This is a genomic window from Variovorax sp. Soil_C_33 (assembly GCF_057656935.1).
Genome location: NZ_JBDGJK010000021.1, coordinates 67,008 through 87,846 on the forward strand (window position 1 = coordinate 67,008; position 20,839 = coordinate 87,846).

Here is a 20,839-nt window from a genome sequence, read left to right on the forward strand (position 1 = left end):
CTCAGGGCCGCGCGACCTTCCAGACATTGTTGACGCCATCGCCGGTCTTGTCGCCGGCCTTAGTGTCCTTGGCCCAGTAGTAGAGCGGCCAGCCCTTGTAGGCCCATTGCTTCTTGCCGTCGTCGCGCACGACGATGGTGTACGCGGCCATCGGCTTGGCCGTGTCGGCCGCCATCAACGGCGGCCAGTTGGTGGCGCAGGGTCCGTTGCAGGTGGACTTGCCGCTGCCGGCCGTATCGCGATCGAAGGTGTAGAGCGTCATGCCGGTGGGGCCGACGAGCACGCCGTCGGCGGTACGGGTCGGAGTGTCCGGCGCCGATGCGGTCCTGGACATGCTGCCGCATCCGGCGAGCAGGGCGGCCGCAAGAATCGAAGCGCTGAGCAGTTTCATGAAGTTTCTCCTTCGGGTTAAAAAATCTCAAACAAAAATTGAGGCCAGGCCAGTCTAGCGCCCGTGCCTTTCCTCAAAGCTGCCGGTGCACCGCGCCCGCGAGTCTCAGCAGCGCATCGCGCGGCAGCTTGCCCGCCAATGCATAGCCGAAACCGCGATCGACCCAGTAGAAATTCGGCACGGGGCCGTCCGCCGAGTAGCGGAACGCCGTTTCGCCCGCGTGCGCAGGCGCTGCCGCCGTGGCCAGGCTGCCGAGGTAGAGCGTCACGCGCTCGCCATCGGCGCGCTCGAACATGAACTGTGCCCGCGCCCCCTCGCTGCCCGGCAGCAGACGGCCGCCGACGAGCGCGTAGCCCTCGGCCGACAGGTCCGGCAACTTGAGAGGCCTGTCGAGCCTTTTCGAGAGCCACTGGATCAGGTGCTGCTGTTCGGCTGCGGCCACTTCGACCGGATGCCGCTTCTCGGGCGCATAGACCGCGTGCGCCACCGAGGCGGCATGCACGAACTCGCGTGCAGCCGGCGCGCGGGCCAGTGCGGCGCCGGTCTGCTGCGATGCCGACCATTGATGACTGCCGACCCAGCCGGCGACGAAAGCGATCAGCACGCTCGCTGCGATCCCGCCCCAGCGCGTCCAGCGCGACCGCCGGGCCCGGCGATCCTCGAGCTGTCCGGCCGCCGCCAGCAGAGCTTTGGGAACGGGTTCGGCGAGCACTTCGCGATGCAATTCGCGCAGCGCGTCGCGCTGGGCTTGCCAGGCGAGCTGATCGGTGTCGGGAGGCGGCGTGGGGCTGTTCATGGCGGATCAGATGCGGACTACTTGAGGCGACGCAGACCGGGGCGGCCCGATACCGGCGACTCGGTGCCTTCCATCAGGTCCTGAAGCCGGACGCGGGCTCGCGAGAGGCGCGACATGACGGTGCCCACGGGGATGTCCAGGATCCTGGCGACCTGCGCATAGGAGAGGTCTTCCAATGCCACCAGCAGCAGCACGGCGCGCTGCTCCTCGGGCAGGCGCAGCAGGCAGCGCTGCAGGTCGATGGTCCGGTCGCGATGGCCGTCGGCACTGCTCAGTTCGTGCGCCACGTCGTCGATGTCCACCGTGGCGCGCGGCAGCGCGCGCCGTACCTGGCTGGCAAACAGGTTGTGCATGAGCGTGAAGAGCCAGGCGCGCAGATCGCTGCCCACGATCCACAAGCGCCATTTGCTGCAGGCGCGCTCCAGCGTGTCCTGCACCAGGTCATCGGCAGCCCAGGCGTCGCCCGTCAACGCGCGTGCATAGCGCCTGAGGCTGGGGATGTGGTCGACGAGCGCGCGGGATTCCATCGCTGCACTAACGCCATGGGGGCACGGTTTATTCCACCGTGTCCGAAAGATTCAGCGCTCGCTGCGCAGAACCCGCCGCTTGATCGGCTTGGCAGGGTTGCCGCCGTACACCGTCCAGGGCTCCAGGGAACGGAAAGCGACGCTGCGGGCGCCCAGCACCGCGCCTTCGCCCACTTCTACGCCGGGCCCGACGAAAGCCTCGGCCGCGATCCAGGCGTTGGCGCCGATGGTGATCGGGCTCGCCGTCAACTGGAAACTCGCAGAAGAAATGTCGTGGCTGCCTGCGCACAGGTGCGCGCCCTGCGAGACCAGCGCGGCGCGCTCCAGCCGGATCGGCGCCATGTTGTAGCAAATGACGCGCTCGGCCAGCATCGCGCGATCGGCCAGGTGCAGGTGCGGCGGATACCAGACCCGCGCGCTGCCGCGCACGTCGCTCGATTCGCCCAATTGCGCACCGAAGAGCTTCAGCAGAAAGCGGCGCCAGAAGCGCATCTGCGGCGGCGTCCAGGAGGCGAGCAGCGCCCAGCTCAGGTTCCAGGCAGCACGCCGCAGCCGGTTGGAAAGCGAGAAACTGGGACCGCCTTCGAGCGGGTTGACGCGCGCGGCGTCGAGGGGTTGGAGGGCCATGGTGCTTCTTCCTTCAGCGGCTGCGGCTCTTCATGGCCCGCTCGACCTCGCGCTTGCCTTCGCGGTCCTTGATGGTGTCGCGCTTGTCGTGCTCGGCCTTGCCCTTGGCCAGCGCGATCTCGCACTTCACCTTGCCCGCCTTCCAATGCAGGTTGAGCGGGACCAGCGTATAGCCCTTCTGTTCGACCTTGCCGATCAGGCGACGGATCTGCTCCTTGTGCAGCAGCAGCTTCTTGGTGCGCACCGAGTCGGGGGTGACGTGCGTCGATGCCGAGCGCAGCGGGTTGATCTGGCAGCCGATCACGAACAGCTCGCCGTCGCGGATCACCACGTAGCCGTCGGTCAGCTGCACCTTGCCTTCGCGCAGCGATTTGACTTCCCAGCCCTCCAGCACCATGCCGGCCTCGAAGCGTTCTTCGAAGAAATAGTTGTACGCGGCCTTCTTGTTGTCCGCGATCCGGGAGGAGGTGTCTTGTTTTTTTGTGGCCATGGTGTGTCAGGTGAGGGCTGCATGGCTTCAATACAATCCGTCGCGCACGCTGTGCCGATTCTATGAAAACAGTTCACAAGTCCATCCTGATCTGGTACAGCGCCGAAGAGATGTACGCCCTCGTCACGGATGTCGCGAAGTATCCCGAGTTCCTGCCGTGGTGTGACAGGGCCAAGGTGATCGAGCACGACGCCGCCGGCATGACGGCCGAAGTCGGCCTCGCTTTCAGCGGCTTTCATCACAGCTTCACCACCCGCAACACCCATGTGCCGGGCCGCGAGGTGCATTTGAAGCTGGTCGACGGGCCGTTCTCCAATCTCGACGGCGTCTGGAAGTTCACCCCCGTGGGCGAGGAGGGCGAGCGGGCCTGCCGCGTCGAGCTCAACCTCAGCTACGGCTTCAGCAATTTCGCGCTGCAGGCGCTGGTGGGCCCGGTGTTCGACAAGGTCGCATCCAATCTCGTGGAGGCCTTCGTCAAGCGCGCCGAGCACATCTACGACAAGGCCTGATGCTGCAGGTGACCGTGGCGTATTCGCCGGCGCCGCGCCAGGTGTTCGAAGAGCTGCTGGGCGTGCCCGAAGGCGCGACGGTGCGCGATGCCGTGCGCGCAAGCCATCTGCCGCTTCAATTCCCGCAGCTCGACTGGCAGGCGATGCAGCCCGGCATCTGGGGCCAGGCGGTGGAATGGGATCAGGCTCTGGCTGATCTCGACCGCATCGAGCTTTGCCGCCCGCTCACGGTGGACCCCAAGGTCGCACGGCGCGAGCGATTCAAGAAACAGGGCGCACGCGGAACCGGCTTGTTCGCCAAGCGCCGCAAGGGCGGTAAAGCGGGCTACTAGGCCCGTCTTACTTGCAGTCGGCGCCGATCACCGATTGCAGGCGCTCCTGCTCGACGGCCCGCGCCTTGTCGTCCATGATCTCGCGCTCGCCCTGCGCATTCAGGCGGGCCACGCGGATGCCGCTGTCGAAGGTGGCCTTGGCCTGGCGCGCGCGGGTGCAGTTCTCGGCTCTGGCCTGGGCGATCTTTTGCGCTTCCGCGGCCTTCTTGGCCTTTTCGGCTTCCTCGGCCTTGCGCGTCTTTTCCTCGAGTTCCTTGTCGACCCCGGTGGGCTTGGCGCCGCTGGCGGCAACGCGCGGTGCAACCGCGGCGGCATCGGCCTCGAGCGCAGCGGCCGGTGCAGGGCTGGAGTTCGACCGCGACGAGGGCGCGCCCGGCCGGCGCAGGATGTTCTTCTCGGGGACTTCGGGCGGCGGCGCCGTGTCGCTGAAGACCTTCTTGTTGTCCTTGTCGATCCACTGCCATTGGGCATTGGCGCCCAGCGACAGCAAGGAGATCCATCCGAGTACGAGCAGCTGCGCGATTTTCATGGCCGGCAGTTTAGCGCCGCCTTACGTTTTGCAACGTACTTGCGGGCGTTTTTGCAACGTAACAACGGTATTCCTGCCGCCGGGCCATTCACCCATGGCCCGGGTAAGTACCGAGCCATCGTTACAATCCGTCTTTTGGAGCTTCACCCATGCGCCTTCTCGGCAAAGCGCTCACCTTCGACGATGTGTTGCTGGTGCCAGCGTTCTCCCAGGTCCTGCCCAAGGACACCTCCCTCGCCACCCGACTCTCCCGCAACATCACGCTGAACCTGCCGCTGGTCTCCGCGGCGATGGACACCGTGACCGAAGCGCGCCTCGCGATCGCGATGGCGCAGGAAGGCGGCATCGGGATCGTGCACAAGAATTTCACCGCCGCTGAGCAGGCCGCGCAGGTGGCCAAGGTGAAGCGCTACGAATCCGGCGTGCTGCGCGACCCGGTGGTGATCACGCCCACCCACACCGTGCTGCAGGTCATGCAGTTGTCCGACGAACTGGGCATCTCGGGCTTTCCGGTCCTCGATGGCGGCAAGGTGGTCGGCATCGTGACCGGGCGCGACCTGCGCTTCGAGAGCCGCTACGACGTGCCGGTCAGCGAGATCATGACGCCGCGCGAGAAGCTCATCACCGTCCCCGACGGCACCACGCTTGCCGAAGCGAAGGCGCTGCTCAACAAGCACAAACTCGAACGCCTGCTGGTCATCAACAGCGCCTGGGAGCTCAAGGGCCTGATCACCGTCAAGGACATCACCAAGCAAACCAGTTTCCCGAACGCCGCGCGCGACGCCAGCGGCCGGCTGCGCGTGGGCGCGGCGGTCGGCGTGGGCGAGGGCACCGAGGAGCGCGTCGAAGCGCTGGTGAAGGCCGGCGTCGACGCGATCGTGGTCGACACCGCGCACGGCCACAGTGCCGGCGTGATCGAGCGCGTGCGCTGGGTCAAGAAGAACTATCCGCAGGTCGACGTGATCGGCGGCAACATCGCCACCGGCGACGCCGCCCGCGCGCTGGCCGATGCGGGTGCCGACGCGGTCAAGGTCGGCATCGGCCCCGGCTCCATCTGCACCACGCGCATCGTGGCCGGTGTGGGGGTACCGCAGATCATGGCGGTGGACAACGTCGCCACCGCGCTGCAGGGCAGCGGCATCCCGCTGATCGCCGACGGCGGCATCCGCTACTCGGGCGACATCGCCAAGGCCATCGCGGCGGGCGCCAGCACCGTGATGATGGGCGGCATGTTCGCCGGCACCGAAGAGGCGCCGGGCGAGATCGTGCTGTTTCAGGGCCGCAGCTACAAGAGCTACCGCGGCATGGGCTCGATCGGCGCCATGCAGCAGGGCAGCGCCGACCGCTACTTCCAGGAATCGACCACCGGCAACCCCAACGCCGACAAGTTGGTGCCCGAGGGCATCGAAGGCCGCGTGCCCTACAAGGGCTCGATGGTGTCGATCGTCTACCAGATGTCCGGCGGCTTGCGCGCCAGCATGGGCTACTGCGGCTGCGCGACCATCGAGGAGATGAAGAACAAGGCGGAGTTCGTCGAGATCACCACCGCCGGCATCCGCGAGAGCCATGTGCATGACGTGCAGATCACGAAAGAAGCGCCGAACTACCGCGCAGAGTGAATAGATGACCCCCACGCTTGTCACTTCGTGTACGACGCTGCCCCCCGAGGGGGCCGCAGTCGGCTTGGGGCGGCCCGGCGCCGACTGACCTCCCATGCAACACCAAAAAATCCTGATCCTGGACTTCGGTTCCCAGGTTACCCAGCTCATTGCCCGCCGCGTGCGCGAAGCGCATGTGCTCTCCGAAGTCCACCCCTGCGACGTCAGCGACGAGTGGGTGCGCGAGTACGCGAAGGACGGCAGCCTGAAGGGCGTCATCCTCTCCGGCAGCCACGCGAGCGTCTACGAAGAGACGACCGACAAGGCGCCGCAGGCGGTGTTCGAGCTCGGCGTGCCGGTGCTCGGCATCTGCTACGGCATGCAGACCATGGCGCACCAGCTGGGCGGCAAGGTCGAGGGAGGCCACAAGCGCGAGTTCGGCTTTGCCGCCGTGCGCGCGCGCGGCCACACCGAGCTCCTGCGCGACATCGCCGACTTCACGACCGATGAAGGCCACGGCATGCTCAATGTCTGGATGAGCCACGGCGACAAGGTCACCGAGCTGCCGCCGGGCTTCAAGCTAATGGCCTCGACCGAGAGCTGCCCGATCGCCGGCATGGCCGACGAAGACCGGCACTTCTACGCACTGCAGTTCCACCCCGAAGTCACGCACACGCAGCAGGGCAAGGCGATCCTCGAGCGCTTCGTGCTCGGCATCTGCGGCGCCAAGCCCGATTGGGTGATGCGCGACCACATCGCCGAAGCCGTCGCAAAGATCCGCGAGCAGGTGGGCGACGAGGAAGTCATTCTCGGCCTCTCGGGCGGCGTCGATTCCTCGGTGGCCGCTGCGCTGATCCATCGCGCCATCGGCGACCAGCTGACCTGCGTATTCGTCGACCATGGCCTCTTGCGCCTGAACGAAGGCGACATGGTGATGGACATGTTCGTCGGCAAGCTGCACGCCAAGGTGATCCGCGTCGATGCGAGCGAGCTCTTCCTCGGCAAGCTGGCCGGCGTGAGCGATCCGGAGGCCAAGCGCAAGATCATCGGCGGCGAATTCGTCACCGTCTTCAAGCAGGAAGCGGCCAAGCTCACCAGCGCGGGCGCCAAGGGCGCGAAATGGCTGGCCCAAGGCACCATCTACCCCGACGTCATCGAGTCCGGCGGCGCCAAGAGCAAGAAGGCCGTCACGATCAAGAGCCACCACAACGTGGGCGGCCTGCCCGAGCAGCTGGGCCTGAAGCTGCTGGAGCCGCTGCGCGACCTGTTCAAGGACGAGGTGCGCGAGCTCGGCGTGGCGCTTGGCCTGCCTCCCGAGATGGTGTACCGCCATCCGTTCCCCGGGCCGGGCCTGGGCGTGCGCATCCTTGGCGAGGTCAAGAAGGAATACGCCGACCTGCTGCGCCGCGCCGACGCTATCTTCATCGAGGAACTGCGCAACTTCAAGGACGCCTCCAGCGGCAAGAGCTGGTACGACCTGACCAGCCAGGCCTTCACCGTCTTCCTGCCGGTCAAGAGCGTGGGCGTGATGGGCGATGGCCGCACCTACGACTACGTGGTCGCGCTGCGCGCCGTGCAGACCAGCGACTTCATGACCGCCGACTGGGCCGAGCTGCCCTATGCGCTGCTCAAGAAGGTCTCGGGCCGCATCATCAACGAGGTGCGCGGCATCAACCGCGTGACCTACGACGTGAGCAGCAAGCCGCCGGCGACCATCGAGTGGGAGTGATTCGGCGCTGCCGGTAGACGACGCCGGAGAGCTGGAAGACCTCGCAGGCAAGGGCCTGGCCGACGATCTGCATGACAGCGGAACCCTGGTGGTGGCTGGGGTTGATGGCCGGGCGAAAAGCTGACCATAGCTGTCGCACGTCGAATCCGGAGCGACGCTCCATGTCACTTTTCTGAATCAATTCGCGTGTGCTTCCTTGGCAGGGAAGTGGGCATGGATCGTGCACTTTGAGCCACGGCCGGCGAGCGGATCTGTCCCGGGCCAGCGACATGCCGTTGGACATGAGTGCCGACAGCTCAAGTCGCCGGCAGATCCCCAGAATCGACGTGCGCGACCCGTGCGGCGGCTGGTCTTCTTTCAATCTCAAAAGCGCCTTTTTCATGATCATGTTTCCTCGACGATGCGTCTCTGCACTGATGCTTTCGGTGCTCCTGTTCGGCTGCGGTGGCGGCAGTGGCGGAGGCGGCGGTACTCAAGGTGGCGGCTTGGTCGGCAGCAGTGGCAGCCAAGGCGGTAATGCCGTCAGCCAGGGTGGCGACAGCCAAAGCGGCGGCGGCACAAGTGGCGCCGGTGGCACAGATGAAGGCGTTTCGCCCGTTGCGGCGACCGTCGCGTTGGTGGCCAAGCTCGGCAAGCCCTCTCGGGTGTTGGTCGGACTCGGCGCGGGCAATAGCCTCGCGCAGATGCAAAGCCAGGGCATTCGTCCGGATATCGTAGACGCCTACCTCGTGGGCGTTGGTACCGGCGCTTGGCCCACTTGGAACAGTCCCGACGGTGCGTATATCACGTACACCGCGCAGGCCATCCAGGCTTACGGCGCGATTCCGATGTTCACGCTGTACCAGATGACTGCGAACGGCGAGGGCAATTTGAGCGGAATCGCCAACGCGACTTTCATGAACAACTACTGGGCGCAGGTCCGGCTGATGTACCAGCGCATTGCAGCCCTCGGTACGCCCGTCCTGATCAATCTGGAGCCGGACTTCTGGGGGTTCGTTGCGGCGCAAGCGCCGAATCGCGATGCGACGCAGATGGCGGCCTCCGTGAACAACCAGCCAGAATGTTCCGGGTTGCCGAACACCGCCGGGGGCCTCGGCCAATGCCTGGTGCAGATGGGCAGGCAGATCGCGCCCAAGGCGCTGGTGGGGTTCCCGCCCGCGTTCTGGAGCGGCACCGCTGCCGCGGTCGGCGCGCAGATGCGGGCGGTCGGGGCACATCAGGCGGACTTCATCGTCGCCCAGACGAGCGACCGCGACGCGGGCTGCAGGGAAGTCCCATCGCCTCCCGCGGAATGCACGGGACGAAGCGGCCCGTTCTATTGGGACGAAAGCAACATCACCAGCCCGAACTTCCACGAGTCCCAGAGGCAGATTTCGGACTATCGCGCCGCCCTGGGCAATGGACTGCCGATCCTGTGGTGGCAGACGCCGATGGGCGTGCCGTCCGCCACGCCCGGTGGCACAGACCTGCACTATCGCGACAACCATGTCGACTACATGCTGCGCAACACCCAGGAGTACGGTGACACTCACACTTTCGCCATCGTCTTCAGCTCAGGGGGAGCCCATCAAACCTCGATCAGCACCGACGGCGGCCAATTTGCCCGCCTGTCGGGTCAGTACCTCGCACGAGGGGGCGCCGCTTTGAAGTAGTGGTGTAGATCGTTTGTATTCAGGAGTGCTCCCCGCTTGCCTGCACCGCGCAGATCGGGGAAGCTCCTGGCACGCCGGCGCGCCGGCGTGCCCATCGAATGAATCCATCCGTTCTAAAGAGCCGCCGCATCAGCCTGAACACGCGCCTGAGTCTGGGCGTTGCGGCGGTGGTGCTGGCGGCCACGTTCACGATTGCGACGATCGCGTTGCACCTGGTCAAGGCCAGCATGCAGGCGTCGATCGCGAACGAGCAGTTCGCGCGCGTGTCGACCATTGCAGAGGCGGTAGACCAGAAGTTCGCGAGCCGGCGAACCCTGCTGAAGACCTTCGCCGAAAGCGTGGAGACGCAGGGATTCACGAACGCTGCGCCGCTGCAGGCCTTCCTGAAACAGCACGAGTCTCTTCGGCGCGCCTTCGACAACGTCGCCCTCCTGGACATCGATGGCAATCTGGTCGCCAACTTCAACGGCGCACAACAGATCGGCCGGTTGAACATCAAGGACCGTGCGTATTTTTCGGACACGGTCAGATCCATGGCCGGCGTGATCTCGCAACCGTACCGCAATCGGCTCAACGGCCTGGCGCAGGTGGCGATCACAGAACCCGTGATGGACCGCACGGGAGACGTGCAGTTCGTGATCTCGGCCTCCATCAACCTGAAGGAGCGGAACATTCTGGGTTCGCTCGCCGACGTCAAGTTCGGCGAGACCGGCTACCTGTTCATCACGACCACGGACGGCGTCGTGGTCGACCACCCCCGCGAGGCCCGTGTCCTGAATCCATCCAGCGCAGTGAAGGGCGACGACCCCGAGATTGATCGCCCGATCGAGGGCTTCGAGGGCAAGACCGAAGGGATCAACGATGCCGGCGTGCATGGCCTGTACGCCTTCAAGCGCATTCGCCACGCCAACTGGGTTCTAGGCTCGATGTATCCGCGCAACGAGGCCTTCGCCCGGATCGATGCCATCGAGCGCGCGGCCTGGGGCGGGGCGCTCGTGCTCGGCCTGCTGGCGGGCACGATGGCGCTGGTCGTCGTGCGGCGCCAGCTGAAGCCGCTGACGGAACTGCACCGGCACATGCGGGATGCGCAAGCCGCGCCCGCCGAAGTCGCGGCGTCACGCAGTTACCCGCGCGACGAGATCGGCGATCTTTCGCGAACCTTCGACGAGCTGATGCTGCAGCGCCAAGCCAGCGAAAAATTCCTGCGCGACATCACCGACCATCTCCCCGCCATGGTGTCGCATGTGGATGCGCAAGGACGCTTCGGCTTCGTGAATGCCCGGCTGTGCGACAAACTGGGCCGCAGCGCATCCGAGCTCGTCGGCCAGCCGGCACGAGGTCTGCACGGCGCGGACGACAGCGCCATTCCGGATCGCTACCTGCAGCGGGTGTTGGGCGGCGAGCCCGTGACCTTCGAACGGCGAGGCTCGGTGAGGGGCGGCGAGCAGGCCCGTTTTTTCCAGACCGACCTCATCCCGGATCGCGATCGATCGGGATCGGTCCGCGGCTACTACGCGATGACCTCCGACGTGACGGAGCGCAAGCGCATCGAACTCAGTCTCGCGCACAGCGAGGCGCAGATCCGCACCATTGCGGACAGTATTCCGGCACTCGTCTCGCACGTCGACGCATCGTTGCGCTACACCTTCGTCAACGCCCACATCAAGGCGCTGCACAAGAACGATGCGATGGTCGGCAAGTCGATGCCCGAGGTTCGCGGAAAGGCGGACTTCGCCGTGGTCGAGCCTTACTACCGGCGCGCACTGGCGGGCGAGACGGTGATCATCGAGAAAAGGGGCGATGCGGCACTGGGCATCGGCGACCGGACCTACAAGGCCCACTACATCCCCGACCAGGACGATGTCGGCATGGTGCAGGGCGTGTTCGCGATGACCTTCGACATCACCGACGAGGTCAGGGTGCGCAAGGCGCTCGGCGAGCAGGAGAAGCGGCTGCGCGACGTCACCGACAGCATTCCGGCGCTGGTGGGCTATTTCGATCGCGAGGAGAACTGCCTGTTCGGCAACAGCCGGGCGCGGCAGATGGCAGGCTTGGGCGATGGTCCGCTCGACGGCGTGACCTTGCGGTCCGCGGTGGGCGAGGAGGTGTACGCGCAGCACGTGCCGCACATTCCCGCGGTGCTGGCAGGAAAGGCCGTGCGCTTTCCGATCCAGGCGCCGCTCCACGGCAAGGACGGGTATTTCCAGGTCAATCTGATCCCGGACAAGGATCTGCAGGGGCAGGTGCAGGGCTTCTACCTGATGACCTTCAACATCACCGCCCTGAAGGAAGCCGAGCTGCGCCAGGCCGAGAGCGAGATGCGCTTGCGCACCATCACGGACAACCTGCCGGCGCTGATCACGTACATCGACCGCGAGCAGAAGATCACTTTCGCGAATGCGACCTACCGCGAATGGCTGGGACTCGATCCGTCCGCGCTCGTGGGCCGCCATATCCGCGACGTGGCAGGCCCCGAGCTGTACCTGGCCCGCAAGGCCATGCTCGAGCGCGCGCTGGCGGGCGAGCGCGTCGAGTTCGAGGCCGAGACCAGAAAAGCGGATTTCGATCGCGTCACCCACGTCATCTACGTGCCCGACGTCGGCCCGGACGGCTCGACGCACGGCATTTTTTCGCTCAGCCTGGACATCACTGCGCTCAAGCAGGTGGAGCGCCAGTTGATCGAGCTGGCGCGGGTCGATACGCTGACCCGCTTGCCGAACCGGCTCGCCTTCAACGAGTACCTGCCGAATGCCATGGCGCGTGCCCGGCGCACGGGCAGCGCGATCGCGCTGATGTTCCTGGACATCGACCATTTCAAGTCGATCAACGACACGCTCGGCCACGCGGCCGGCGACGAGGTACTGGCCGAGTACGCAAGACGCCTGCTGGCCTGCGTGCGCAGCACAGACACCGTGGCACGGCTCGCGGGCGACGAATTCGTCGTCGTGCTCGAGAACCCGAGCACGCAGGAAGCGGCCGCAGCCGTAGCGCGGAAGATCGTCGGGCGGGTTCATGCTCCGGCCTTCCAGATCGACGGCCAACCGCTGGATGTCACGACCAGCATCGGCGTCGCATTTCACGAAGCGGCCGATTCTTCCGTCACGGCCGAAGAACTGCTGGCGCGTGCAGACGCCGCGCTCTACGGCGCCAAGGCGGCCGGGCGCAACAGGTTCGAGTTCTCTGCTGACAATCTTGCCGGGGAGTCTCAGAATTCCCGGCGCCAATCCAACAGGAGTTAGAGGCCATGTCGTCTGCCGAAGTCATCACGCCAGAGCAATTGTTGAGAGACATCGCAGCGCAAAGCCGCATGCCGATCGTGCGTATAGGCCAGGCGCTGGTGTCCCTGGGCATGATCACGGACGAACAGTTGAGCGCCGCATTGGCGCAGCAGCAGCTCGATCGCAGCGTGCCGCTGGGCGAGACCCTGGTGCGCATGGGCGTGGTCAGCCGCTCCCAGCTGCAGACCGCGCTGGTGCGAAAGATGGGCTACCCCCTCGTCAACCTGCATCAGTTCCCGGCCGCTGCGGAAGCCCTGCGCAAGATCAGCCATGGCGCCGCACGGCGCTTGCAGGTGATGCCGCTGATGATTCACGAAGGGCGCCTCATCGTCGCGCTCGACGATCCGGCCGGCCGGCGAGCGGCCCTCGACGAAGCGGAATTCATCGCCCAGATGAAGGTGGTCCCGGTGGTGGGACAGTGCCTGGACCTGGACAGCGTGCTGCACAAGGCCTACGAAAAGATCGGCGCCCCGGCCGAAGGCGGCCTGATGCCTTCCGACCCGAGCCGGCCGATCGATTTCGACATGGCGGGCACCAGCGAACTGCTGGAGACGCTCGAGAAGGAAGGCCGTGCGCCCGCCGCCGACGAGGAGGCGCCGATCGAGCAATCGGACAACTCGCTGGTGCGCATGATCAACAGCATGATTCTCGAAGCGCACCGCGAGGGCGTGTCGGACATCCATATCGAGAGCTATCCGGGGCAGGAGAAAACCCGCATCCGCTTTCGCCGCGACGGCAGGCTCTACACCTACCTCGAACTCCCGCCCAGCTACCGCAACGCGATCGTCGGGCGCGTGAAGATCATGTGCGACCTGGACATCAGCGAGAAGCGCAAGCCGCAGGACGGCAAGATCAATTTCGCCAAGTTCTCCCCGCAGCACCGCATCGAGCTGCGCGTGGCGACCGTCCCGACCAGCAACGGGCTGGAGGACGTGGTGATGCGCATTCTTGCTTCGGCCAAGCCCATCGCGCTGAACCAGCTCGGGCTTTCCGAGCGCAATCTCGCGCGCTTGACTGCGGCGGTCGAGCGCCCCTACGGCATGGTGCTCTGCGTCGGGCCGACGGGGTCGGGCAAGACCACGACCCTGCACTCGGCGCTCATGCACATCAACACGCCGGAACGAAAGATCTGGACCGCCGAAGACCCCATCGAGATCACGCAGGCGGGCCTGCGGCAGGTGCAGGTCAATCCCCGCATCGACTGGACCTTCGCCAAGGCCCTGCGGGCCTTCGTGCGCGCGGATCCGGACGTGATCATGGTCGGCGAGATCCGGGACGAGGAAACCGCCAAGACGGCGATCGAGGCATCGCTGACCGGCCACCTCGTGCTGTCCACCCTGCACACCAACAGCGCGCCCGAAACCGTGACGCGGCTGCTCGACATGGGGATGGACCCCTTCAACTTCGCCGACTCGCTGCTGGCGGTGCTGGCGCAGCGGCTGGTGCGCCGCCTCTGTACCCACTGCATCAGCAGCCGCCCAGCGAGCCCGGAAGAAATCGAGGAGCTGCTGGCCGACTACCTGCACGCGTTCGCGAAGAAGGATTCGCCGGCAGAACGGGAGGCCGTGCTCGCCTCCTGGCAGCGCCGCCATGCCCGCGACGGGCGGCTCATGAGCTTCGCGAGCGCGGGGTGCAAGCACTGCGGCGACACCGGATTCAAGGGACGCGTCGGCATCCACGAACTGATGGCGATGTCGAAGACGCTGCGCCGCCTGGTGCAAAGCGGCGCCCGCGCGGAAGAACTGCAGGAAGCGGCGCTGCGCGAAGGCATGCGCACCCTGCGTCAGGACGGCATCGCCAAGGTTCTTTCAGGGCAGACGACGATCGAGGAAGTGCGCGCGACCAGCAACGTGTGAGGGCTCAGGCGGCATCCCATGCCACGACCGGCAAGGCCGCGACAGTGGGCCTCGCAAACAGGTAGCCCTGGAACAGATCCACGCCCAGCGCGCGCAGCACGCGCACTTCTTCCGCAGCCTCGACGCCTTCCGCGATCACCCTGATTCCCAGCTCGTCGCAGGTGGCGACGAAGCCCTTCACGATGGTCACCCGGACCGGGTCGATGTGGATGTCCCGCACCAGGCTCATGTCGATCTTCACCACGTCGGGCTGGAAGGCGGCGAGCAGCTCGAAGCCTGCATAGGCCGAACCGAAGTCGTCGATGGCCGAGGTGAAGCCGTAGCGCTTGAAGGTGTGGAAGGCCGCCGCGAGACCGGGCAGGTCCTCGACGCGCTCGCCTTCGGTGATCTCGAACATCAGGCGGTTGATCGGAAAGTTGAAGCGCTTGGCCGCGGCCATGGCGGTGCGAAAGCATTCTTCCTGTCCGGCCACGTCGTTGGGCATGACGTTGAGGCTGAGCTTGGATTCCATGCCCAGCGCCGAGGCCATCTCGATGGCCCGCACGCGGCAGGCTTCGTGGAAGGCGAAGCGCTGCTGCGGGTCCACGCGCGCAAGCACTTCGGAAGCGCCTTCCCCGGTCATTCCGCGCACCAGCGCCTCATGGGCGAAGATTTCCCGCCGCGCGAGGTCGACGATGGGCTGGAAGGCCATCGTGAACCCCGAGTCGAAGCCGCGGGTGTCGGCGTCGGCTGTTGTTTCGGCTGTCACTGGAACGGACCTCGCAGGCGGTGGTTGCAAAGACTGCATTGTGCTGGCGAGCCTGTGTAGTCCGGCGGCGCAAATAGACAAAGTGACCACAGGTGAGCGAAAAGTCGCACCTTGGTATTACTTCACCCGCTGCTTCACGAGCTTGCGCGCCAGCGTGCGCCGATGCATGCCGAGGCGCCGGGCCGTTTCGGAGATGTTGAAGCCGGTCTCGGCCAGCGTTTCGTGGATGCGCTCCCATTCGAGCGTCTTGATCGAGGTCGAGCGTTCGGTCAGTTCCACGTCTGCGTCGCCCTCGGCGCGGCCGAAGGCGGCCTCGATGTCGTCGGTGTTGGAGGGCTTGGCCAGGTAGTGGCAGGCACCGAGCTTGATGGCTTCCACGGCGGTCGCGATGCTGGCGTAGCCGGTGAGCACGACGATCAGCATCTGCGCATCGTGCGCATGCAGCATCTGGACGCAGGCCAGGCCGGAGGCGCCGCCGGCGAGCTTGAGGTCGACGACCGCATAGCCTGGCGAGTGGGTCTTCAGGATCTCCGTCACCTGCTCGGCGGTCGTGGCCTGCAGCACCGTGTAGCCGCGGCGCTCGAAAGAGCGGCAGAGGGTGCGCGCAAAGGCTGCATCGTCCTCGACGATCAGCAGCAGTCGTTCGTCAGTTTCCATTGCCTGCGATCTCCTCGAATCGGATCGCCGCCAGCGGCAGTCGCAGTGTCACGGCGGCACCACCTTCCGGCCGATTGTGCGCCGCCACGCTGCCGCCCAGGGTGCGCGCCACATTGACGACCAGGAACAGGCCCAGGCCGCCGCCGGGGCGCCCCTTGCTCGACTGATAAGGCTTGCCCAGCTGCGCCAGCATCCCGGGTGCGAAGCCCGGGCCGGCATCGGACACGGTCAGGACCAGCTCGTCGCCATCGCGTGCCGCATCGATGCCGACCCAGCCGGGCGAGGCCTCGAGCGCGTTGTCGAGCACGTTGTAGATGGTCTGCTTGAGCGCCGAATCCGAGATGATCGGCAGGTCGTCGCCGAAGGCGTTGGCGTAGGCCAGCGCGTCGGGCGAGCGCGTGGCGCGCCACTCGGCCACCAGCTCGTCGAGAAAGGCGCGGACGGTGGTCTGCACCGGCGATTCGCCGCGCGCCTCGCCGGCCGACAGCAGGATGCCGCTCACGATGGTCTTGCAGCGCGCCACCTGGGCCTGCATCTCCTCGATCTCCTGCCGCAGCTCGGGCTCGGCGGCAAAGGGCTGCATGCGCTGCCAGTCGCCCAGGATCACCGACAGCGTCGCGAGCGGCGTACCGAGCTCGTGGGCCGCGCCCGACGCCAGGAGGCCCATGCGCACGATGTGCTCCTCCTCGGCGGCGCGCTGGCGCAGATCGGCCAGGTGCGCGTCGCGCGCCCGCAGGTTGCGGCTGATGCGCGTGATGAAGATCGCCAGCAGCGCCGCGTTGAGCGCGAAGCAGATCAAAAGCCCCTGGATGTACGGGCTGGCGAGCCCGCGCGCGTTGTCCATGGGGATCGCCAGCGGGCGATGGATGAAGGTCAGCCCCATGAAACAGGCGGCGGTGACGGCGACCATCGTGCGGGTGTAGCCGGGGCGCAGCAGCACGGCGCCGAGACTGACCTGCAGCAGGTACAGGAAGATGAAGGGGTTGGTGGCGCCGCCGCTGAGATAGAGCTGGACGGTCAGCGTTCCGACGTCGACCAGCAGCGCGATGAAGAGCTCGCCGTCCGCGACCTCCTGCCGCCGGCGCCAGCGCAGCAGGCTGAAGAGATTGAAAGCCACCAGAAAAGCCAGCGCCGCCCCCATGTGGTCCAGCGGCAGGCGGATGCCGAAGCCGAAGTGGACGATGGCGATGGTCAGGATCTGGCCGCCGACGGCCATCCAGCGCAGCTGGATCAGCTGCTGCATGTTCTTCAGGCCAGCCGAGTCGCGGGCTTCAGTGTTCTGCTGCATCCCTTTTTGCTCTCGTTGCGATGCGCTCCGTACGCGCCACCAGCCAGGCCGCGCCCGCGACCATGAGGGCCAGTGCATACCAGGTGAAGGCGTAGACCAGATGGTTGTTGGGGAAGGCGATCACCGTCAAGCCGGCGGCCGGCCAGCGCGGCTCGGCCGTGGCATCTTGCCGCGGCGACCGCGCTGCATCCTCGTCCACGAAGAAGGGCGCCACGTCGGCCAGGCCACGCGCCGCGGCGATGGCCTGCACGTCGCGCGAGAACCAGCGATCGGCCGCAGGATCGTTGCTGCGCAGGAAGCCGCCGCCGGGCTCGGTCATGCGCAGGAGGCCCGTGATCTCGACCTCGCCGGTCGGCGCATTGGCGGCGCGCGTTGTGCGATCGCGCCGCTCCGGCGGCACGAAGCCGCGGTTGACCAGCACCACCGAGCCCTGCGCGGTCTGCAGCGGCGTCAGCACCCAGTGGCCCGCGCCCAGCACGGTCGAGGCCTGGACCAGGGTTTCACGCTCATGGAGAAAGCGGCCGGCCAGCCGCACGTGCCGGTACTCGTCGTCGGCCGCATTCACGTGCGGCCATTGCGCGGGTGCGGGGGCATCCGCCGGCGGCGCATGCACGCGCCCTTCGACGCGCTCGATCAACTCGAGTTTCCAGCTGCGCCGCTCGAGCTGCCACGTGCCCAAGGCCAGGAACAGGATGAAGAGCAGGGCGCCGGCCGCGGCAAGCACCGCCAGCGCCGGCCTGGAACGCATTGCGCTCAAGGCGCGTTGCGCATCTCGTGCATCGAGGCCGGCATCATGTTGTGGTTGAGGTGGAACATCACCCACAGCGAGCCACTCAGCGTGATCACGACCAGCACGACGGTGAAGATCAGCGCGAGCATGTTCCAGCCGCCCTGCGACTTGGCGTTCAGGTGCAGGAAATAGATCATGTGGACCACGATCTGCACGGCCGCGAAGCCCAGGATGACGAAGGCCGTGAGGCCGGGCTTGTCGAACACCTTGCCCATCACCAGCCAGAAGGGGATGGCGGTCAGGATCACCGACAGGATGAAGCCGGTCAGGTAGCCCTTGAGGCTGATGTGCAGGTCCGCTTCGACATGCGGGTCGTGTTCGTGAACGTCGTGCGCATCGGATTGGGCAACCTCCGCGCTGTGAGCTGCGGTGCGAGCCCCTTCGGGCGGCCGGGCGGTGCTCATGACAGAGATCCCATCAGGTAGACAAAGGTGAAGACGCCGATCCACACGACGTCCAGGAAGTGCCAGAACATCGACAGGCACAGCAGCCGCCGCCGGTTCTCCGGGATCAGCCCGTGCTTGCCGACCTGGATCATCAGCGTGACGAGCCAGACGATGCCGAAGGTCACGTGCAGGCCGTGCGTGCCCACCAGCGTGAAGAAGGACGAGAGAAAGGCACTGCGCTGCGGGCCGGCGCCTTCGTGGATCAGGTGCGCGAACTCGTAGAGCTCGATGCCGATGAAGCCCGCGCCCAGCACGCCGGTGACGGCCAGCCAGGCGAGCGTCGCGCCGGTGCGCTTCTTCAGCATCTCGAGCATCGCGAAGCCGTAGGTGATCGACGACAGCAGCAGCAACGCGGTGTTGACCGCGACCAGCGGCAGCTCGAACAGGTCGGCGCCCGAGGGGCCGGCCGCATAGCTGCGGCCCAGCACGCCGTACATCGCGAACAGGCAGGCGAAGACCAGGCAGTCGCTCATCAGGTAGAGCCAGAAGCCGAGCAGCGTGCCGTTCTCGGGATGGTGCTCGTCCACGACGTGGAAGAGCGGGTTCGGTGCGGCGCTCACGGCGCCGCGGGGGGAGGGGGCGGTGATCTCAGACATGGCCGGCCAGGAGTCGGGTGCGATCGCCTTCCGTGCGGACGACCTCGTCCACCGGGATGTGATAGTCGCGCTTGTAGTTGAAGGTGTGGATGATGGTCGCGAGGATCAGCACGACGAAGGACACGCCGGCCAGCAGCCACATGTGCCAGATGAGCGCGAAGCCCATGACGGCGCTGAGCATGGCCAGCACGAAGCCGGCGGCGGTGTTCTTCGGCATGTGGATCGGGGTGAAGCCTTCCCGCGGCCGCTCGTAGCCGCGCTGCTTCATGTCCCACCAGGCGTCGTTGTCGTGGATGCGCGGCGTGAAGGCGAAGTTGTAGGCAGGCGGCGGCGAGGAGGTGGACCACTCCAGCGTGCGGCCGTGCCACGGGTCGCCTGTCGTGTCGCGCAGCGATTCGCGCTTGCGGAAGGTCACGACCAGCTGGATGAGGAAGGAGAGGATGCCCAGCGCGATCAGGAAGGCGCCGAAGGCGGCGATCTGGAACCAGATCTGCAGCGACGCGTCCTCGAAGTGGCTCACGCGGCGCGTGACGCCCATCAGGCCGAGCACGTAGAGCGGCATGAAGGCGAAATAGAAGCCGGTCAGCCAGAACCAGAAGGAGCACTTGCCCCAGAACGGATCGAGCTTGACGCCGGTGGCCTTCGGAAACCAGTAGGTGATCGCGGCGAACGCGCCGAACACCACGCCGCCGATGATCACGTTGTGGAAGTGCGCGATCAGGAACAGGCTGTTGTGCAGCACGAAATCGGCCGGCGGCACCGCGAGCAGCACGCCGGTCATGCCGCCGATCACGAAGGTGACCATGAAGCCGATCGTCCACAGCATCGGCACCTCGAAGCGGATGCGCCCGCGGTACATCGTGAATAGCCAGTTGAAGATCTTCGCTCCCGTCGGGATCGAGATGATCATCGTGGTGATGCCGAAGAAGGAGTTGACGCTGGCGCCGGACCCCATGGTGAAGAAGTGGTGCAGCCACACCAGGTAGGAAAGGATGGTGATCACCACCGTCGCGTAGACCATCGACGCATAGCCGAACAGGCGCTTGCCGCTGAAGGTGGACACGATCTCCGAGAAGGCGCCGAACACCGGCAGGATCAGGATGTACACCTCCGGATGGCCCCAGATCCAGATGAGGTTGACGTACATCATCGGATTGCCGCCGAGCTCGTTGGTGAAGAAGTTCGTGCCGACGTAGCGGTCCATCGAGAGCAGCGCCAGCACCGCGGTGAGCACGGGGAAGGCGGCCACGATCAGCACGTTGGTGCAGAGCGCCGTCCAGGTGAAGACCGGCATCTTCATCAGGGTCATGCCGGGCGCGCGCATCTTCACGATGGTCGCGATCAGGTTCACGCCCGACAGCAAGGTGCCGACCCCGGCGACCTGCAAGGACCATATGTAGTAGTCGACCCCGACGTCCGGGCTGTAGGCGATGCCGGACAGCGGCGGATACGCGAGCCAGCCGGTCTTGGCGAATTCGCCGACGAACAGCGACATCATCACCAGCACCGCGCCGCTCGCGGTCATCCAGAAGCTGAAGTTGTTGAGAAAGGGGAAGGCCACGTCGCGCGCGCCGATCTGCAGCGGCACCACGTAGTTCATGAGGCCGGTGATCAGCGGCATGGCGACGAAGAAGATCATGATCACGCCGTGCGCCGTGAAGATCTGGTCGTAATGGTGCGGCGGCAGGTAGCCCGCCGCGTCGCCGAAGGCGATCGCCTGCTGCAGCCGCATCATGATCGCGTCGGCGAAGCCGCGCAGCAGCATCACCAGGCCGAGCACGATATACATGATGCCGATCTTCTTGTGGTCGATGCTGGTGATCCAGTCGCGCCACAGCGTGCCCCACACGCGGTAGTACGTGATCCCGCCGAGGAGGGCGATGCCGCCCAGCACGACGGCGACGAAGGTCGCCAGGAGGATCGGGTCGTGGAGGGGAAATGCCTCCCACGTCAGGCGTCCGAAGACGAGCTTGGTCAGATCGGGATGGTCGGGCATCGTG

20 protein-coding genes are annotated in these 20,839 nt (G+C 66.1%); 7 read left to right on the forward strand and 13 right to left on the reverse strand.

Going from position 1 to position 20,839, the window contains the following annotated elements:
- Position 1 precedes the first annotated feature (1 nt).
- The 5 genes from AC3A6B_RS26050 to smpB all read right to left on the reverse strand — a co-directional run bounded on the left by AC3A6B_RS26050 (position 2) and on the right by smpB (position 2,831).
- Positions 2 to 391 carry a COG4315 family predicted lipoprotein gene (locus AC3A6B_RS26050; RefSeq protein ID WP_487839540.1) on the reverse strand — a complete coding sequence of 130 codons (390 nt, stop codon included), beginning with the start codon at positions 389 to 391 and terminating at the stop codon, positions 2 to 4.
- Positions 392 to 464: 73 nt separating this feature from the next.
- Complete coding sequence (locus AC3A6B_RS26055) at positions 465 to 1,187, reverse strand: anti-sigma factor family protein (protein ID WP_487839541.1); 723 nt, start codon at positions 1,185 to 1,187, stop codon at positions 465 to 467.
- Positions 1,188 to 1,204: 17 nt separating this feature from the next.
- Complete coding sequence (locus tag AC3A6B_RS26060) at positions 1,205 to 1,714, reverse strand: RNA polymerase sigma factor (protein WP_487839542.1); 510 nt, start codon at positions 1,712 to 1,714, stop codon at positions 1,205 to 1,207.
- A gap of 51 nt (positions 1,715 to 1,765) precedes the next feature.
- Positions 1,766 to 2,341 (reverse strand): LbetaH domain-containing protein, encoded by a 576-nt coding sequence (locus AC3A6B_RS26065; protein WP_487839543.1) that lies wholly within the window; start codon positions 2,339 to 2,341, stop codon positions 1,766 to 1,768.
- A 13-nt stretch (positions 2,342 to 2,354) separates the two neighbouring features.
- Positions 2,355 to 2,831: an SsrA-binding protein SmpB gene (gene smpB, locus AC3A6B_RS26070; RefSeq protein ID WP_028250248.1), complete on the reverse strand. Its 477-nt coding sequence runs from the start codon at positions 2,829 to 2,831 to the stop codon at positions 2,355 to 2,357.
- Positions 2,832 to 2,893: 62 nt separating this feature from the next.
- On the opposite strand from smpB, the gene AC3A6B_RS26075 reads away from it, so the two are divergent.
- Together AC3A6B_RS26075 and AC3A6B_RS26080 are read left to right on the forward strand one after the other, a co-directional pair.
- Entirely contained in the window at positions 2,894 to 3,340 is a 447-nt protein-coding gene (locus tag AC3A6B_RS26075) for a type II toxin-antitoxin system RatA family toxin (RefSeq protein WP_126835366.1), read from the forward strand.
- On the forward strand, positions 3,340 to 3,672 hold the full coding sequence (locus AC3A6B_RS26080) for an RnfH family protein (protein ID WP_487839544.1): 333 nt from the start codon (positions 3,340 to 3,342) through the stop codon (positions 3,670 to 3,672). Before AC3A6B_RS26075 ends, AC3A6B_RS26080 begins: the two co-directional genes overlap by 1 nt.
- A 7-nt stretch (positions 3,673 to 3,679) precedes the next feature.
- On the opposite strand, the gene AC3A6B_RS26085 is transcribed toward AC3A6B_RS26080, so the two are convergent.
- Positions 3,680 to 4,201, reverse strand: a complete 522-nt coding sequence (locus AC3A6B_RS26085) for a DUF4124 domain-containing protein (protein WP_487839545.1) — start codon at positions 4,199 to 4,201, stop codon at positions 3,680 to 3,682.
- A 149-nt stretch (positions 4,202 to 4,350) separates the two neighbouring features.
- On the opposite strand from AC3A6B_RS26085, the gene guaB reads away from it, so the two are divergent.
- From guaB to AC3A6B_RS26110, 5 genes are all read left to right on the forward strand, one after another.
- The gene (gene guaB, locus AC3A6B_RS26090) at positions 4,351 to 5,820 is read left to right on the forward strand and encodes an IMP dehydrogenase (protein WP_487839546.1); all 1,470 of its coding nucleotides are present in this window, start codon (positions 4,351 to 4,353) and stop codon (positions 5,818 to 5,820) included.
- Positions 5,821 to 5,914: 94 nt separating this feature from the next.
- On the forward strand, positions 5,915 to 7,528 hold the full coding sequence (gene guaA, locus AC3A6B_RS26095; protein WP_487839547.1) for a glutamine-hydrolyzing GMP synthase: 1,614 nt from the start codon (positions 5,915 to 5,917) through the stop codon (positions 7,526 to 7,528).
- A 281-nt stretch (positions 7,529 to 7,809) separates the two neighbouring features.
- Positions 7,810 to 9,180, forward strand: coding sequence for a hypothetical protein (locus AC3A6B_RS26100; protein ID WP_487839548.1), 1,371 nt, complete (start codon positions 7,810 to 7,812; stop codon positions 9,178 to 9,180).
- Positions 9,181 to 9,278: 98 nt separating this feature from the next.
- The gene (locus tag AC3A6B_RS26105) at positions 9,279 to 12,419 is read left to right on the forward strand and encodes a sensor domain-containing diguanylate cyclase (protein WP_487839549.1); all 3,141 of its coding nucleotides are present in this window, start codon (positions 9,279 to 9,281) and stop codon (positions 12,417 to 12,419) included.
- 5 nt (positions 12,420 to 12,424) lie between these two features.
- A complete protein-coding gene (locus AC3A6B_RS26110) occupies positions 12,425 to 14,314 on the forward strand; it encodes a GspE/PulE family protein (RefSeq protein WP_487839550.1) in 1,890 nt (629 codons plus the stop codon).
- 4 nt (positions 14,315 to 14,318) lie between these two features.
- Here AC3A6B_RS26110 and AC3A6B_RS26115 read toward each other — a convergent pair whose 3' ends face one another.
- The 7 genes from AC3A6B_RS26115 to cyoB form a co-directional block, all read right to left on the reverse strand.
- The gene (locus AC3A6B_RS26115; RefSeq protein ID WP_487839551.1) at positions 14,319 to 15,062 is read right to left on the reverse strand and encodes an EAL domain-containing protein; all 744 of its coding nucleotides are present in this window, start codon (positions 15,060 to 15,062) and stop codon (positions 14,319 to 14,321) included.
- A gap of 117 nt (positions 15,063 to 15,179) precedes the next feature.
- Positions 15,180 to 15,719, reverse strand: a complete 540-nt coding sequence (locus AC3A6B_RS26120; RefSeq protein WP_487839552.1) for a response regulator transcription factor — start codon at positions 15,717 to 15,719, stop codon at positions 15,180 to 15,182.
- Positions 15,709 to 17,007 (reverse strand): ATP-binding protein, encoded by a 1,299-nt coding sequence (locus tag AC3A6B_RS26125; RefSeq protein WP_487839553.1) that lies wholly within the window; start codon positions 17,005 to 17,007, stop codon positions 15,709 to 15,711. The genes AC3A6B_RS26120 and AC3A6B_RS26125 overlap by 11 nt, the downstream gene beginning before the upstream one ends.
- Positions 16,991 to 17,755: an SURF1 family protein gene (locus tag AC3A6B_RS26130; protein WP_487839554.1), complete on the reverse strand. Its 765-nt coding sequence runs from the start codon at positions 17,753 to 17,755 to the stop codon at positions 16,991 to 16,993. The genes AC3A6B_RS26125 and AC3A6B_RS26130 overlap by 17 nt, the downstream gene beginning before the upstream one ends.
- 5 nt (positions 17,756 to 17,760) lie before the next feature.
- Entirely contained in the window at positions 17,761 to 18,201 is a 441-nt protein-coding gene (gene cyoD / locus AC3A6B_RS26135; RefSeq protein ID WP_487839555.1) for a cytochrome o ubiquinol oxidase subunit IV, read from the reverse strand.
- Positions 18,198 to 18,839, reverse strand: coding sequence for a cytochrome o ubiquinol oxidase subunit III (gene cyoC / locus AC3A6B_RS26140; protein ID WP_487839556.1), 642 nt, complete (start codon positions 18,837 to 18,839; stop codon positions 18,198 to 18,200). Before cyoC ends, cyoD begins: the two co-directional genes overlap by 4 nt.
- The gene (cyoB, locus tag AC3A6B_RS26145; RefSeq protein WP_487839557.1) at positions 18,832 to 20,835 is read right to left on the reverse strand and encodes a cytochrome o ubiquinol oxidase subunit I; all 2,004 of its coding nucleotides are present in this window, start codon (positions 20,833 to 20,835) and stop codon (positions 18,832 to 18,834) included. Before cyoB ends, cyoC begins: the two co-directional genes overlap by 8 nt.
- Positions 20,836 to 20,839: the final 4 nt, after the last annotated feature.